This is a genomic window from uncultured Clostridium sp., assembly GCF_947036855.1.
In the GTDB taxonomy this organism is placed as follows: Bacteria; Bacillota; Clostridia; order Clostridiales; family Clostridiaceae; genus Sarcina.
In genome coordinates this window covers 1-17190 of sequence record NZ_CAMQRY010000051.1, presented here as the reverse complement: position 1 = coordinate 17190, position 17190 = coordinate 1, and the positions used below count along the sequence as shown (strand labels likewise).

General features: G+C 27.6%; 14 protein-coding genes. 12 read left to right on the top strand and 2 right to left on the bottom strand.

Annotation, left to right across the window (positions count from 1 at the left end):
* Positions 1 to 128 precede the first annotated feature (128 nt).
* The 10 genes from Q0V15_RS07010 to Q0V15_RS06965 all read left to right on the top strand — a co-directional run bounded on the left by Q0V15_RS07010 (position 129) and on the right by Q0V15_RS06965 (position 11405).
* Positions 129 to 797: a hypothetical protein gene (locus tag Q0V15_RS07010; RefSeq protein ID WP_297437385.1), complete on the top strand. Its 669-nt coding sequence runs from the start codon at positions 129 to 131 to the stop codon at positions 795 to 797.
* Between the two features lie 234 nt (positions 798 to 1031).
* Positions 1032 to 1697 carry a hypothetical protein gene (locus tag Q0V15_RS07005; RefSeq protein ID WP_297437383.1) on the top strand — a complete coding sequence of 222 codons (666 nt, stop codon included), beginning with the start codon at positions 1032 to 1034 and terminating at the stop codon, positions 1695 to 1697.
* A 264-nt stretch (positions 1698 to 1961) separates the two neighbouring features.
* The gene (locus Q0V15_RS07000) at positions 1962 to 2648 is read left to right on the top strand and encodes an A24 family peptidase (protein ID WP_297437381.1); all 687 of its coding nucleotides are present in this window, start codon (positions 1962 to 1964) and stop codon (positions 2646 to 2648) included.
* A gap of 9 nt (positions 2649 to 2657) precedes the next feature.
* Positions 2658 to 3179: a prepilin peptidase gene (locus Q0V15_RS06995; RefSeq protein ID WP_297437379.1), complete on the top strand. Its 522-nt coding sequence runs from the start codon at positions 2658 to 2660 to the stop codon at positions 3177 to 3179.
* A 197-nt stretch (positions 3180 to 3376) separates the two neighbouring features.
* Positions 3377 to 4453, top strand: a complete 1077-nt coding sequence (gene cax, locus Q0V15_RS06990) for a calcium/proton exchanger (RefSeq protein WP_297437377.1) — start codon at positions 3377 to 3379, stop codon at positions 4451 to 4453.
* 225 nt (positions 4454 to 4678) lie between these two features.
* Positions 4679 to 4939, top strand: coding sequence for a hypothetical protein (locus Q0V15_RS06985; RefSeq protein WP_297437375.1), 261 nt, complete (start codon positions 4679 to 4681; stop codon positions 4937 to 4939).
* A gap of 19 nt (positions 4940 to 4958) precedes the next feature.
* The gene (locus Q0V15_RS06980) at positions 4959 to 5177 is read left to right on the top strand and encodes a FeoA family protein (protein WP_297437373.1); all 219 of its coding nucleotides are present in this window, start codon (positions 4959 to 4961) and stop codon (positions 5175 to 5177) included.
* A 97-nt stretch (positions 5178 to 5274) separates the two neighbouring features.
* Positions 5275 to 7281 carry a ferrous iron transport protein B gene (feoB, locus tag Q0V15_RS06975; protein WP_297437371.1) on the top strand — a complete coding sequence of 669 codons (2007 nt, stop codon included), beginning with the start codon at positions 5275 to 5277 and terminating at the stop codon, positions 7279 to 7281.
* Positions 7282 to 7666: 385 nt separating this feature from the next.
* A complete protein-coding gene (locus Q0V15_RS06970) occupies positions 7667 to 8050 on the top strand; it encodes a hypothetical protein (protein WP_297437369.1) in 384 nt (127 codons plus the stop codon).
* 136 nt (positions 8051 to 8186) lie between these two features.
* Entirely contained in the window at positions 8187 to 11405 is a 3219-nt protein-coding gene (locus tag Q0V15_RS06965) for a DEAD/DEAH box helicase (protein WP_297437367.1), read from the top strand.
* Here the strand turns inward: Q0V15_RS06965 and Q0V15_RS06960 are convergent.
* The gene (locus Q0V15_RS06960; RefSeq protein ID WP_297437365.1) at positions 11402 to 12475 is read right to left on the bottom strand and encodes a histidinol-phosphate transaminase; all 1074 of its coding nucleotides are present in this window, start codon (positions 12473 to 12475) and stop codon (positions 11402 to 11404) included. The genes Q0V15_RS06965 and Q0V15_RS06960 overlap by 4 nt on opposite strands.
* Positions 12476 to 12721: 246 nt before the next feature.
* Between Q0V15_RS06960 and glpK the strand changes: the two genes are divergently transcribed.
* Positions 12722 to 14257: a glycerol kinase GlpK gene (gene glpK / locus Q0V15_RS06955; protein WP_297437363.1), complete on the top strand. Its 1536-nt coding sequence runs from the start codon at positions 12722 to 12724 to the stop codon at positions 14255 to 14257.
* A 52-nt stretch (positions 14258 to 14309) separates the two neighbouring features.
* Here the strand turns inward: glpK and Q0V15_RS06950 are convergent, their stop codons facing one another.
* Positions 14310 to 16271: an FUSC family protein gene (locus tag Q0V15_RS06950; RefSeq protein ID WP_297437361.1), complete on the bottom strand. Its 1962-nt coding sequence runs from the start codon at positions 16269 to 16271 to the stop codon at positions 14310 to 14312.
* A gap of 227 nt (positions 16272 to 16498) precedes the next feature.
* On the opposite strand from Q0V15_RS06950, the gene trmB reads away from it, so the two are divergent.
* Complete coding sequence (gene trmB / locus Q0V15_RS06945) at positions 16499 to 17158, top strand: tRNA (guanosine(46)-N7)-methyltransferase TrmB (RefSeq protein ID WP_297437359.1); 660 nt, start codon at positions 16499 to 16501, stop codon at positions 17156 to 17158.
* The last annotated feature ends 32 nt before the right edge of the window (positions 17159 to 17190 follow it).

The following is a 17190-nucleotide window of genomic DNA, read 5'->3' as shown; positions in this document are numbered from 1 at the left end:
AAAAGCTATGCATTTTCATAGCTTTTATATTTTTATAAAATAAATATTGGTAAAATTTTACAATTTACAATTATGATGAGATAATAATTATAAGGTGATTTAGAGAAAAATAAAAAGGAGTTGGTTTTATGAAGAGAAAGTATTTGGGTGTTTTAACAGCAATTATAATGATGACAAGTTTTGTAGGGTGTGGAAATACAGAATCTAAAGTAGATAGTGGAGTAAGTGCAGAGCAGAAAGAAAAAGAAGAGAAATCAGGCGATAATGAAATAGTTGAAAAAAGTGAACAAATTAAAAAAAATTATATTAACTATATAGAAAAAGTAGCAGGGGATAGAATTAAAGAGGAGGTAGATTTTAAAGAAAAAAATTCATATGAGATACAGTTAGACTTCCATGAGGATATATTTGAATTTTTCTATAGAGATAGTATGTATTTTATGAATATGAATTTTGGTGAAAATTCAGATGGAGATAGTGTTTTTAAAGGATTTACACATAAAAGACAAGCTAATTTAGAAGAAGAGATTGAATGGTTAGAAGAAACAAAGTTTAAATTTACAGAATCATATTTTCCAGAATTTTTTAAAGAAGTTTTTGAAGTAGAGTTTGATTGGGCAAAAATTGATGAAGAAATAAAAGATATGGACTTAAGAGGTGATAGGTATTTTATTGAAAAAGAAGGGTATCAACTTGGTATAAATGAAAGTCATAACTCATTAACTATAATTTTAACGATAGCTAATTCAGGAGCAAAGACAGAGTATGAAGAAGTATATTTATTAGAATCAGAATAATAAATATCAAGAAGATTTTAAAAAAGATATAAATATATTTGAGGTAAAAACAATTAAAATGCATAGTGCATTATATCAAGTATTATGTAATTGAATAAAATGCTTAAAAAGTTATGTGTTGTCATAGCTTTTTTTGTTTTATTTGCATTTAAATGTAAAATATTTACAAATTTTGATTGGGGTGAGATAATAATTATAAGATGATTTAGAGAAAAATAAGAAGGAGTTAGTTTTATGAAGAAAAAGTATTTGGGAGCTTTAATATTAATTATAATGATGACAAGTTTAGTAGGGTGTGGAAATACAGAATCTAAAGTGGATAGTGGAGTAAGTGCAGAGCAGGAAGAAAAAGAAGAGAAATCAGGCGATAATGAAGTGGTTGAAAAAAGTGCACAAATCAAAGAAAATTTTATTCAACATGTAGAAGAAATAGGTGCTACTCTTAACAAAGATTTAGATTTAAAAAAAGATAATTCATACAAGGTAGAGTTAGATAGAGCTAAAGATTTATTTGTATTTCCATATACAGATACTTTAAATTTTATTGATATGGCTTTTGCTGAAAATTCAGATGGAGATTCTGTTTTTAAATCATTTAAGCATTATAAATATGCAGATTGGGAAACCGAGGTAGAATGGTTACAAGAAACGGAGTTTAAGTTTATAGAATCATATTTTCCAGCATTTTTTAAAGCTGTATTTGATTTAGATCTTGATTGGGAAAAAATAGATGAAGAAATAAAAGATGTGGATTTAAGTGATGACTTATATTTTCTTGAACAAGATGGATATGAACTTAGTATTTCAGAGAGTCGTAATTCATTAACAGTTATGTTGAATATAGCTAATATAGAGGTGGGGACAGAGTTTGAAGAAGTATATTTATTAGAATCAGAATAATAAAAAACATATATACTGAAAAGTTGTAAAAAGAAAAGCTTTAATTGGAAAATATTCAGAAAAGAGGTAATGCTTTTAGTATTGAACTTACAACATGGGGAAAATCTAAAAGCTAATTTGATATAAATATTAAAAAAATGCTATAGTTAAAAATTTATAGAGGTGTTTCAACTAAATTTAGTTAACATAATGGTATAAAACATGGCTAGTCTTAATATTATTTATTAGGACTAGCTTTAATTTTATGGTTATATAGGAGGATTTATGAAATATTTATTAGGGGTTATGTTTATAGTTTTTATTGTTATGTTAGTTGAATTATTTGTTATGGAGGAATACATAGGGTTAAATGATTTAGATGAAACAGAGGGGGATATAGAGAGTAATTTAGAAAAAGTAGAGGTAAAGAGAAAGTTGAGAATGAGAAAGATAAGTTTTGATAAGAGTCTTTTATTTCGAGTTGTACCTATTCTGCTTTTGAATTTTTACAATATATATAAGATGGATAATATATATATAATTATTTTGTATACAGGTATTTTAGCTATTATGTATTATCTTGCAATTATTGATTATAAAACAAAGTATGTGGATAATAAGCTTTTTGTTGGACTTAGTGTATTTGCAGTAGCGTCTTTATTTATAGAAAATAATGTTTATAGGTCAGATGCAATGATAACAGCTATTATTACTTTAGGTGTTTTAGCTATTGTATCAAAGATAAGTAAGGGGGCATTAGGTATGGGAGATACAATGATTTTATCTGCACTTGGTATGATTTATGGAGTTAGAGGACTTACTACAATTTTAATGGGAGCTGGGGTTTGTGTATTTGTTTTTGCAATTTTTCTTCTTATAAAAAATTATTCAGGAAATAAGAAAAAAGAAATTCCTTTTGTTCCATATTTATTTTTTAGTCTAGCTACGCTTATAGTTGTAGGGAATATGTAGGTGGAGTTTATGTTAGATATTATAATAGTAGGTATATTGATTTTAGTAACTGGAATATCAGCATATACAGATTATAAAGAGGGGAAGATTAAAAATATAATTTGTCTTGGAGCAGTAATTTTTGGTATTTCAATTAATTTGTATATAAACGGTATAGCTGGAGCAATCTTTTCTATAAAAGGAATTTTGATTCCTTTTGCAGTTTTATTTATACTTTTTGCAATAAGAGCTTTTGGTGCTGGTGATATAAAACTTTTATGTGGAATAGGAGCAATAATGGGGTGGCAGTTTGCTATTGATAATTTTTGTATAGCAATGATTGTATCACTTGTATTTATTGTTTTTACAGGATTACTTAATAAAGAATTATTTAAAAGAGTAAAAAGATTATTTTCTATTTTAAAAATGATGATTTTATTTAAAAGTTTTGATGTTGATAAAGATTTTGAAGAAAGGAAGACATTAGCATTTGGAGTTTCTATTTTTATAGCTATGATAGTACAAATTATATTTAAAGTAGAGCTAATATAGATTATAATATATATGTAAAATGATAAGTTTTACAAGTAAGGTTTAATATTCTAAAATTTTAAGGGTAATTAGCTACGATATTTTAAATTAGAAATTTATGAATTAAATTAAGTCTTATTTGGAAAACTAACATAGAATTAACTTAGAAGGGAAAGTTTCTTCAAATTTTTATAAATACATAATTTTGGAGGGCGAAGATGAAGTACCTTAAAATATTACTTATATTTATTCCTATAAGCATTATAGGAATGTTTTTAAAATGGTCACCTACTATGCTATTTATTTTTGCAGCACTTGCGATTATACCACTTGCTGGAATGATAGGTGAAGCTACAGAGGAACTAACTTTTTATACTGGTGCAAAGCTTGGTGGATTTTTAAATGCCACTTTTGGTAATGCTACAGAACTTATAATTACGTTTCTTGCTATAAAGGAAGGGTTATTTGAGCTTGTTAAGTCTTCAATAGCTGGTTCTATAATAGGAAATTCACTTTTTGTATTAGGAGCTAGTATGCTTGCAGGTGGATTTAAATATAAAATACAGACATTTAATAGAAGAAGTACAGATACAACTGCTAGTATGCTTTTATTTGCAGTTATAGGACTTTGTATTCCTGCTATATTTATGCATACTGTTAAGCCTCAATTCATAAGTACAAATTATGAGTATCTTAGCATTGCAGTTGCAGTTATAATGTTTATTATTTACATACTTAGTTTGATATTCTCTTTCTTTACTCATAAAGAAGTTTTTGCAATTATACCTACGGAGGAAGAACTTGCAGAAGAGGGTGAAAAAGAAGAAGAAACTGCTAATTGGTCACTTGCTAAATGTTTAATAGTTTTAATTGTGGTAACTATCCTTGTAGCTCTTGAGAGTGAAATTTTAGTTAGTGCTGTTGAGCCTATGACAAAGTCACTTGGAATTAGTGAATTCTTTGTTGGGATTATAATTGTTCCGATAGTTGGAAATGCTGCAGAGCATTCTACAGCAATTATGATGGCACTTAAGAATAAAATGGATGTTGCTGTTGAGATAGCACTTGGTTCAAGTTTACAAATTGTATTACTTGTTTTACCACTTGCATTATTCTTTAGCTTATTTTTTACTCCTATGAGTATAATATTTAATCCATTTGAACTTGTAGCGCTTGTAGCTTCAGTTATTATAGCTAATAAAGTTGCTAGTGATGGGGAGTCAAATTGGCTCGAAGGTGCACTTCTTATTGGAATTTATATAATTCTTGCACTTGGATTCTTTATTTTAAAATAATATAAAAGTAAAAATATCATTGGATTTTAAATCTGATGATATTTTTTTATTATAAAGTATTATTTAGGTGAAATAATAATAAGCAAATGTGAAAAAAATAAGTAAGATATGAACTGAAATCATTTAATTTGTAAAAATTGTAAATAAATAATAAACATTACCAAATACAATTGAAATTCAATATCAGTTAGGTTAGACTTAGAATATAGTATAAGAGGTGATAAAATGTTTAAAAAGATTTTGGAGTATATGTGGAAAAATGGTGAATTTAATACAGGGATTATTTCAAAGGCTTTAAATATAAATGAAGCTTTAGTAGATGAAAGTAAGAATGAACTTATCAAAAAGGGCTATATAGAAAAAGAAATAAGTTTATGTAGTACAGAAACTTGTGGAAGTTGTTCGTGTGACTGTAGTGGAAAGATGTTAAATGAACCAAATAGTTATAAGTTTACAGAAAAAACTATGAAAGTTTTAAAAAAATAATTTGAGGAGGATGAGAGGTATGAATACACTTGATATGTTAACTCTTGGAGATAGAGTTAGAGTTAGAGGACTTGAAAAAGGGAGTAATGTTAAAAGAAGGCTTTTAGATATGGGAGTTACACCAGGAATTGAGATAGAAATTATAGGTATGGCTCCAATGGGGGATCCAATTAATATAGAACTTAGAGGATATAAATTGACTATTAGAAGAAATGAAGCAAAAGCTATATTAATATAAAGAGTGTTTTAGTATCTTCAAAGTAATGACAATTTAAGGGGATTGCTTTACTTTGAAATTAATTATGTTATAGAAATTAGTGTTATGGGGGAATAGTATGTTTAGAATAGGACTTGCTGGAAATCCGAACAGTGGGAAGAGTACGCTTTTTAATGCTTTAACAAAAGCTAGAGCGCATACAGGAAACTGGCCAGGAGTTACAGTTGAAAAAAAAGAAGGTACTTTAAAATATAAAGGTGAAAGTTACACAGTAATAGATTTACCAGGGACTTATAGTCTTGGTGCATATTCAGAGGATGAAATAATAGCAAGAGATTATATTATAAAAGATAGACCAGAAGTTATTATAAACGTAGTAGATGCTACAAATATTGAAAGGAATTTATATTTAACAACTCAAATTTTAGAACTTGGACTTAATGTTGTTATAGCACTTAATATGATGGATGAAGCAGAGAAACAAGGGATAAAGATAGATATAAAAAAGCTATCTAAAAAACTTGGAGTTCCTATTGTTGGAATATCAGCGCTTAAGAATGCCAGTATAGATAACCTAATAGAAGAAGTTTTAAAGGTAAGCAAGGTTAAACAAAGTGGTGAGATAACACTTTTAGACTATGGAACAGAGATAAATAAAGAGATTGATAATATATCTAATGTTATAAAGGATACTAAGTTAGATTATCCAAGTTCATGGGTAGCTTTAAAACTTTTAGAAAATGATAAATATATAAGTGAACAGGTTGTAGTAAAAGAGATTGTAGAACTTAAGAAAACATTAGATACTGCTAATAAAAATATTGAAGATAAGCTTGATTTTGAGGCAGATATTGCTATTGTTGATAAAAGATATACAGCAATTGCTGGGTATGTAGATAAAGTTGTAATTAAAAAAGAAAGAAATGGTGAGCTAACAATTACAGAGAAGCTTGATAAGATAATAACTCATAAATATTTTGGTATTCCAATATTTGCTGGAGTTATGTTCTTTCTTTATCAACTTACATTTACTCTTGGGGCTAATCTTCAAGGCTATGCAGGTGATTTTATTGCTATGATAGGTAATAATGTTGTAACTTGGATGGAAAGTATGGGAGCACCAGAGATGCTTACTGGATTTGTGAATGGTGGAGTATTTGGTGGAGTTGGAGCTGTGGTAAGTTTCTTACCACTTATTATGACTATGTACTTCCTAATTGGTCTACTAGAAGATTCAGGATATATGGCAAGAGCTGCTTATGTTATGGATAAATTTATGAGAGCACTTGGACTTCATGGTAAGACTTTTGTATCTATGCTTATAGGTGTTGGATGTAATGTACCAGCTATCATGTCAACAAGAACTTTAGAGAATAAGAAGGATAGGATGATAGCACTTCTTATAAATCCATTTGTATCATGTGGTGCAAGACTTCCTATATATCTTGTGTTTATAGATGCTTTCTTTACAGAGAATAAAGGACTTATATTATTCTCATTATATGTTACAGGGATAATTATTGCTTTAATAGCAGGTAAAATATTTAGTAAAACTTTATTTAAGGGTGAACCATCATATTTTGTTATGGAACTACCTAAATATAGAATGCCATCAATAAAAAATGTGGTGATTTTAATGTTTGAAAAGGCAGGTTCTTTCTTAAAGAAGGCTGCAGTAATAATATTACCTATAATGATGATTTTATGGGTTCTTTCAAACTTTCCATTTGGAGTTGAAGAATTTAGTAGTGAGTCATTGCTTGGGCAACTTGGTGGTATAATAGCTCCAATATTTGCACCAGCAGGTTTTGGAACATGGGAAGCTGGAGTTTCTATATTTACAGGGATTCTTGCAAAAGAAACTGTGGTTGCAACTATGGGAATGCTTTATGGAGTTGATGGTGGAAGTCTTACAGAGGTTATTCAAACAGTTTTCACTCCACTTACAGCAATGTCATTTATGATATTCTCACTTTTATATACGCCTTGTCTTGTAGCTCTTGGGGCTATAAAAAAGGAAACAAATATGAAGTGGACATTATTTACAGCAGGTTACACATTCCTTGTGGGATGGGGTGCAGCAGTAATTGTATATCAAGTAGGAAAACTTTTAGGATTCCAATAATTAGAATTATAGATAGGGTAGTTTTTAAAACTATCCTATTTTTTATTGCCTTAAAAGGTAAAGAAAATAATACAAAGAAAGAACATATAGAATTAAAGGATAATCTGTATAAGTTTATTAAGTTAGTAAAATAATCTTTACTAAAATATAAAAAGTTCATTTATATGGTATATTTAGAAAAGAGATGTAAAAACTTATAATATAAAAACAAGTAATTTTCTATAAGTGTAAGATTGAAAATAGATTTAAATATTATTATTATATACTTAAATGAAAGTAATATTTATTAGCTAATGGATATTAGGGTATAGAGAAATGTTTTATGGTAATAATTATAGTTTGAGAGGTATATGAATTTTATTCAATGCTTAGTGGGGAGATACAAATGAAAAATGCAGATTTAAATAATTATAAGGTTAGAAATGATAGGAAAGTACATGAGATAGAAAGATTATCTATTAAAAGAGAACATGATCTTTTAGATTTCTTTAAATCTACACATACTCATACACTTGAAGATGAAAAAAAGGAGTTCAAAGAAGAAATGGTTGATAATAAGTATTTAGTTATTATAGATCCAAATACAGAAGATGAAAAATTACATAATTGCTTTTCATCACTGAAAACAGCAACTGATTCTTTTAATAGATTAAATTCTAAAAATAAAGTATTAGCTAAAGGTTCTATAATTTATAGAATGGTTCTTGGTGTTATATTTGTTGAAAAATATGAAGTAGAAGGTTATATAAGTTCTAGCAATAATAAATAAAAGAGAAGAAAACAAAGTTAAAAATTAGAATTTATTAATTAGTGTTAATAAATTCTAGTTTTTATAGTTTAAATTAGTTTTTTTATGTAAAATATATAAGTGGTTAAAATATACTAGAAAAGAGGTTGGTTGGAATTTGAGTTTATATAGCGAAATAGATATTAAAACTAGGCAAGTTATAAATGAAATTAGTAATGAGATGTATCATAGTGAGTCGTCTAGAAATATTCAAAAGGGAAAAAGAGTACATACATTAAATAGGAATATACCACTTGATATAGTTGAATATGATGATAATATAGAGTGTAGTGGAAAAGTGCCTTCAGAAACTTCAAATAGAAATTATAAAATTTTCTTTAATATTGATAAAGATGATAAAGAAATAATTTATACAGCGTGTAATTGTATGGATTATGAGAATAATGGATATTATTCTGATAATTATATGTGTAAACATATAGTTGCTGGGATTTTTAGGTTATTTGATTATCTTGCAAAAGAAAATTTCTTTGATGAAGAAAAGAATACAGAACTTGAATTTTTAAAGATTTTTAATGATGATATTTCAAGAGAAGAACAAATTAATTTAGAAGTTATTGTACATATAGATAAAAATTCATTTGCATCAAATTTTGATGTTTCATTAAAAATAGGTTTTGAAAAGTTATATCTTGTTAAAAATATAATAGAATTTTTTAATGCAAGAAATACAGGAAATGAATTAGTACTTGGAAAACTTCTTTCATATAGTTCTAATGATTATTCATTTTCAGAAAGTGATGAGAAAGTTTTAAACTTCTTAGAACTTGCAATTTTAAGTCTTGATAGAATGAGAGAATCATTAGGAGTTCGTGGAATTAGAAATATAGGAAGTAAGGGGAAATTTTTAAAACTTGATAAAAGATCTTTAAGACCATTTCTTGAATGCATAAAAGACAAAGACTTTAAAATCTCTATTGAGGGTACTATGTATGAAGATATAAAAGTTATAAAAGAAAATTTACCTATGCAGATTAATTTAAAAGAGAGTAAAGATAATATAGAAGTAGATATAAATAAGTTTAATTCCCTAACTTTAGAGAATGACGTTTGCTTTTATAAAAATAGTTTATACATACCAAGTTATGAGCAACGAAATTATTTGTCTAAACTTAATGAACTTACAAGTAAAAAAGAAAAAATTGAAATATCAAAGGATAATTTAGAAGTTTTATTTGAAAAGGTAATACCAAGACTTAAGAGAGTTGGGGAAGTTAAGGTAGACAAGAAGATTAATGATAAAATTCTTATGGGTGATTTTAAGGCAGAATTTTATCTTGATAAGCATAGAGGAAATGTATATATTGAAGATAAAATATCATATGGAGATACTTTAGTTAAGGATGCTGGGGATAAATATATAGTTAGAGATGGAAAAAAAGAGTATGAGCTTTATCAAAATATAACAAAGCTTGGATTTAGAAAACAAGATGATAAGTATGTTTTTTGTAAGGATGATGAAGAATTATTCTACTTTATAGATAAAGGAGTTCAAAGTTTAAATAAGCTTGGAGATGTTTTTTATTCTGAAAGCTTTAAAAAATTTAATATTGTTAAATCACCAAGTGTTTCAGTTGATATTAAGGAAAGACAAGATTATTTAGATTTTTCTTTTGAAGTAGAGAATGTAGAACAAAATGATATAAAAAAAATCATTTCTGCTATAAATAGTGGTAAGAAGTTCTTTAAATTATCAGAAGATAGCTTTATTGATTTATCAGGTAAGGAATTATCAGGATTTGTAGACCTTATGGATAATGTAGATAATATAAAGGTTTCAGCAGATGATAATGTTTATAGGGTAAATAAAAATAGAGCTATGTATCTAGCTGATTATTTAGAAACGAAAAAAAATAGCTTTGTTAAAGGTACAAAGCTGATTGATAAACTATCTAAGAAATTTAAAGCGATGAAGAAAATGGAATTTGAACTTCCAAGTGGATTAAATGCTACTCTTCGTGATTATCAAATTGAAGGATTTAAGTGGTTTAAAACTTTAACACACTTTGGTTTTGCAGGGGTTTTAGCAGATGAAATGGGGCTTGGTAAAACTATTCAAACAATAACATATATATTATCAGAAGAGGGAAAAAAAACACTTGTAGTTACACCTACAGCACTTGTTTACAACTGGAAAAATGAGTTTGAAAAATTTGCTCCGTCACTTAAAATTGGAATTGCACATGGTACAAAGAAGCAAAGGGAAGATATTCTAAATAATATAGAGGAATATGATGTTATATTAACTACATATGGAACTATAAAAAATGATGGTTTTTATGATGAATATGAGTTTGATATTATGATAATTGATGAGGCTCAAAATATTAAAAATTCAGTAGCTAAATCAGCTATTGCAGTTAAGAGTGTTAATGCAAAGAATAAGTTTGCACTAACAGGAACACCAATTGAAAATAATCTTTTAGAACTTTGGTCTATTTTTGATTATGCTATGCCAGGGTATTTATTTAATAGAAATAAATTTACTAGAACGTTTATGAGTGGAGAAAGTAAATATAATGATTTAAATAAGGCTATAAATCCTTTTATACTTAGAAGAGAGAAAAAACAAGTTTTAAAAGAGCTTCCAGATAAGATGGAGAAACAATTCTTTGTTGAGTTATCAAAGGAACAGAAAAAACTTTATTCTACGTATGTTAAAGATTTAAGAGGGAAAATGGAAAATAGTGAAGATAAGAGTAAAGTAGAAGTTTTTGCATATCTTATGAAGCTTAGACAGTTATGTCTTGAGCCAAGTATAGTATATAAAGATTATAAGGGCGAGAATAGTAAGCTTGATATGGCTATGAATCTTGTTGATGGTTATATAGAAAATGGACATAAGATATTACTATTTTCACAGTTTACAGGTGTTTTAAGTACTATAAAAGATACTTTAGATAAAAAAAGAATAGAGTATTCTTATATAGATGGTTCTGTAAAAGCTAAGGATAGACTTACAGAAGTTGATGATTTTAATAATAGCAAAGATAAAAAAGTATTCTTGATATCTTTAAAAGCTGGAGGTACAGGACTTAACCTTACATCAGCAGATGTTGTTATTCATTTTGACCCTTGGTGGAATCCCGCAGTGGAAGACCAAGCAACAGATAGAGCACATAGAATAGGACAAGAAAATAAAGTTGAAGTTATAAAGCTTATCTCAAAAGGAACAATAGAAGAAAAAATTGTGAAACTTCAAGAAGATAAGAAGGATATAATAGAAAAAGTGATGACAGGAAATCTTTCAAATGGAAGTATCCTATCATCACTATCAGAAAAAGAAATAATTAATTTATTTGAAGCAGATTTTTAAGAAAGTATATTTTTAATTGCTGAAATAAGAAGTTTATTTTCAGTAGGAGTTAATATACAAACTCTAAAGAAAAATTTAGAAAGTCCATCAAATGAGGCACAGTCCCTTATTATGATTTTATCTTTTATAAGTTTTTCATATAAATCTCTAGCAGTCATTAGCTCATCTTTAATCTCACAAAGAATAAAGTTAGCTGATGTATCAAATACTTTTATAGAAGAAAGAGAGTTTAATTCTTTAAGAAGATACTCTTTTTCTTTTTTTATTTTAAGAGAAGTTTCGTTTATATAATCTGTATCAGCAAACATAACCTCACCCATAAGAGTTGCAAATATGTTTATATTCCAAAGGTCTAAATGTTTACTTATAGAATCATAAACTTTCCTATCAGATATAAGCCCATATCCAAGTCTTGCCCCTGGAGTTCCAAAGAATTTAGAAGTTCCTCTTATGATAAATAGTTTGTTATATTTATCTACAAGCTCTGTGCTAGAATAGATACTCATATCTGAAAACTCTATGTAAGTTTCATCAACCATTATAAATGTATTTGTTTTTTCAAGAATTGTAGCTATTTCAGCTCTTGAAAAAGTAAATCCAGTTGGATTGTTAGGATTACAGATTATAACCATATCAAAGTTGTCTTTGTTTATAGTTTCTATAAAGTTTGCTACATTAATTTTAAAATCATCTTCTTTTTTAGCAAAGTATAATGAAGTATCACAACCTATGTTAGTTAGCTCTTTATCATACTCAGAGTATGATGGGGATAAAAGTAATGCTTTTTTAGGATTTATAGTGTCTATAAATGCAGAAATAAGTTCTGTTGCACCACTTCCAAGTAATATATTTTCTGTACTTGCCCCTGAATATGTACTTATATTTTGTTTAAGCTTCTTATACTCAGGATCAGGGTATAATGAAACCATTTCTATATTTTCTATAACTGCATCCTTAGCTTTTTTTGATGAGCCAAAAGGATTTATGTTAGAGCTAAAATCCATTAATTCTTCTTTTTTTACATTATATATATTACAAAGGTCAAATATGTTTGCACCATGTTTTGTCATGTATAAGCCTCCTCAAGTATTTAAATATTTCCTTATAAGTTTAACCTTAATTAGAATAATAATCAAAGAAACAAGTGGATTTATCTATACAATTTTAAAATTAGATTAGTTTATATAAATTGTTTTTGTAAGTATAAATTTTACAAAATGCAAAAAAGAAAACAATTTAATAATATATTTGCAATTACATTTTTTGAGAGTAAAATATAAGTTAGTCAAAGAAGTATAGGTAAGAAGGTGTTTTTTATGGAAAAAAAATATTTAATAGCATTAGATCAGGGGACAACAAGTTCAAGAGCTATTTTATTTGATAAAAAAGGTAATCTAGTTGCATCAGCGCAACATGAGTTTGAACAAATTTATCCAAAGGCTGGATGGGTTGAACATAATCCTATGAGGATTTGGGGTTCACAAACAGGAGTTTTTAGAGAAGTCATAGAAATGAGTATGGTTAATCCTGAAGAAATTGCAGCAATTGGGATTACTAATCAAAGGGAAACAACGATTGTTTGGGATAAGCAGACAGGAAAGCCAGTTTATAATGCTATTGTTTGGCAATGCAGAAGAACTGCCGATATATGCGAGGATTTAATTAAAAGAGGATATGAGGAAACTGTGAAAGAGAAGACCGGACTTATAATAGATGCGTATTTCTCTGGAACAAAAATTAAATGGATTTTAGATAATGTGGAAGGTGCAAGAGATAGAGCTAATAAAGGTGAACTTTTATTTGGAACTGTTGATACTTGGCTTATTTGGAATCTTACAAGAGGGAAATCACATGTAACAGATTATAGTAATGCATCAAGAACTATGCTTTTTAATATAAAAACATTAAAGTGGGATGATGAGCTTTTAGAAATGTTAGATATTCCAAAATCTATGCTTCCAACAGTTAAATCTTCAAGTGAAATTTATGGATATACAGATAAGAATATGCTTGCAGGGGCAGAAATACCAATAGCAGGATGTGCAGGTGATCAACATGCAGCATTATTTGGGCAGAATTGTTTTGAAAAAGGAATGGCAAAAAGCACATATGGGACAGGTTGCTTTATGCTTATGAATACAGGTGATAAAATTGTAAAGTCTAAAAAAGGTCTTTTAACAACTATTGCTTGGGAAATAAATGGACAAGTTGAGTATGCCTTAGAAGGAAGTGTTTTTATAGCAGGAGCAGCAATTCAATGGCTTAGGGATGAACTTAAAATGATAGAAGATTCAAAAGAAAGTGAGTTTCTTGCAAAGAGTGTAAAAGATAGTAATGGAGTTTATGTAGTTCCAGCTTTTACAGGGCTTGGAGCGCCACATTGGGATATGTATGCTAGAGGAACGATAGTTGGTTTAACTAGAGGGGCAAATAGAGCTCATATAGTTAGGGCAACACTTGAAGGTATAGCTTATCAAACTAAGGATATTTTAGAAGCTATGAAGGAAGATTCAGGAATAGATTTAAAAGCTTTAAAAGTTGATGGTGGAGCAAGTGCTAATAATTTCTTATTAGATTTCCAGTCAGATATTTTAAATATTCCTATAATAAGACCTAAAATTATTGAAACAACAGCTCTTGGTGCAGCTTTCCTTGCTGGGCTTGCAGTAGGGTTTTATAAAGATAAAAGCGAAATTGAGAATGTTATTAATATAGATAAAGAGTTTATATCGAGTATGAGTGAGAAGAAGAGGACTATCTTATATAAAGGGTGGCAAAGAGCGATAAGTCGTTCATTTGATTGGGCTAGAGAAGATGATGAATTTAGAAAAGAATTAGATAGTGTAGAATAACAAGAAACCTAACCATAGGATGTTTTTATGGTTAGGTTTTTTATATGAATAATTAAGTTTTGTTATCAAGTATTGAGATTATGGCAAGTAAAAGATTATTTGAAATCTCAAGCCGTCGTATTATTTTATATGTATTTACAAAAATTAAAAGTTCTATATTAGTAAGTGTTTTTGTCATAGCAATTTTTTCTATATTTTTTATATCTAAAATTAAATCTTCTTCCCTATAGTAATCAACAGAATGTCTTGAATAGGAGAGGTAGAGATTTTCTTTTAAGTTTAAAAGTATAGAACTAGAAGCATTATGTTTGTTTAATGAAAACATTAAAAAGTATAAATCATTATTTAGAATTCTTTGATTATAAATAAATTTTTTAATAACAGTACTATCAAGTATCGCATTATTAGTTAGTATTTTATTCTCGATAAGCTTTGAGATAAAAAGTTTATCGTTTAAATCTGTTATAAGAATATTATTTAACTTATATTTGAAACCATCATGTATGATATCTTTTGTTAGCATATAATGATTTTTAGTAAATTTCCTAAGTGAGTCATTAAGTGTAAATGGAAGTATTAATTTTGTCCCAAGATAGCCTATAAGAATACCGAGTGAGATAAATAGAAGTCTTTCAAGTTCGGCTGTTTTTGGTGAAAGTTCAGCAATAGAAACTAGCCCAAGAACTGTCACTGTGAGTAGTGCAGTTTTTAAAATTGATTCACTAAGTATTATATAAAAGTAGTAAAAGGCTAGATAAACAAAAATTAAATAAGGATTTATATATGGTATATAAGTTAGCATTGCGAAGATAACTATACCAAGCAATGTTCCTTTAAATTTAACCGGTATTTTTCTGCTTGATAGCTCAGAATATGGTTGTATAAGAGGAAAGATAGTAAGTGGAAGCCATTTCCCCTCAGAAGAACCAAGAAAACTTACTGCAAAAAAACTAATAGAAATAAGAAAGCTAACCCTTAAAGCGTAGCTAAATCTAACAGATTTTACAGTGAAGAAATTAAAGTTAAAAACATTATCAAATTGAAATTTATTTGGAATTGATATGTTTTTAGATGCAACAAATTGATTTTTTGTGCAAATTGAAAATTTTAAAGTTTTAAGGTTTTGCAGCATCTCATAAAGTGAGTAGTTAGTATCATCAAGTGCTTTATATTTATCTATAATGCTGTAAAGCATTTTTTCAAGATTAGCCATATTAGAGTTACTATCAAGAGAACTTGGAATATAAATAATTATATTTGATAAATCTTCTAAAAATCTTAAATATACTAAGTCATTTTTAGGATGAATAAGTTCATCAAGGTCAAATTTAAGCCTTTCAAAATAAAGTGCCATATTTAAAATAATTCTATCTTTATAGTTCAAATGAAAATAATTATCTCTTTTATCATAAATAGTCTTAATTATCAAATCTATATTTTTCTTTAAAACAGAAAGAGCAATTTTTTCATTTTTATTTAAGAAAATATTTTCGATTTTTTTATTTATATCATAACTAAGCTCATCTAAATTATCTCTTATTATTTTTCTGGATTTATTTCTGTTAAAAATAAATTGTAGTAAAACTATTATAAAAGAACCTATAACAAGCGCTATAAGTCTTATGGGTAAAAGTTTTAACTCAACACTATGTATGCTAAGAAATATATATCCAAATAAAAATGGATATGATATAGAGTTTTTCAAATCATATGTAAGTGCATATGCTAAAATAAAAAGAGCTAAGAAATTAATTAAAAGTCCATAGTATACATTGATTGAAGCAAGGTATGTAAAAATACCAATGTATAAATTTATTAATATAAATTTTAAAAATTGTGATTTAAGCGAACCAGTAAGGTCGTAGTTAAGCAGTAAAAAAGCTGCTTGAACAATAGTTATACCAACAAATGCATTAGCCTCTCCAAGAAGAAGTTTAAATGATACATATATAAGTATGGATATTACAAAGAGTAGGTTGTTATATAGGAATTTACTTTTATTTATTTTAATCATTAATTTTACCTTCTTAATTATCATTTTAAAAATGAGTTTATAATATTTAAAAGCTAAGGCAGATGTATAAATATTATACAAATAAGTTAACTTTAGCTATATATTTTTTAGCTTAACCTAAATTTAAATAAGTAGTCATAATTATAAGTTTTTGTTATAAGTTGATAGAATTTATATAAGTATGTATAATAAAGTAGCGAATAATGAGAACGGAGTGATGTTAAAAGATGAGAATGAGAAGAAAAGCTTGGGCTAGACCAGAACTAGAAGCAAGTGATTTATTTATAATAGACCCAACAGAGAAAAAAGGTAATTGGAAAAATGTCTATAAAAATTCAGAAAATCCACTACATTTAGAACTAGGAGCTGGAAAAGGAACATTTATAGCAATTCTTGCAGCAGAAAATCAAGATGTTAACTATATTGCAATTGATATTAAAGATGAAGTTATAGTTGAGGCAAAAAGAAATATAGAAGCTTCTTATAAGGAAAGAGGAATTGAAAATATTGATAATGTTAAAGTTATGTCACAAGAAGTTGCATTAATAGATAAAGCGATAGGAGATGGAGATGTTATAGAAAGAATATACATAAACTTCTGTAATCCTTGGCCTAAAGATAGACATAAGAAGAGAAGACTTACTCATATAAGAAAACTTGAAATGTATAAGCAGTTTCTTAAAAAAGGTTCTGAAATAAGGTTTAAAACTGATGATGATGATTTATTTGAAGAGTCATTAGAGTACTTTAAAGAAGCTGGTCTTGAAATTAAGTATATCACTTATGATCTACACAATAGTGATTTTAAGGGGAATATAACAACAGAGCATGAGGATATGTTCTCAGCTAAAGGAATAAAAATTAAATTCATAATACTAGGGTATTAATGATAGTAGAAAGTGTTGCATTTGTATAATGT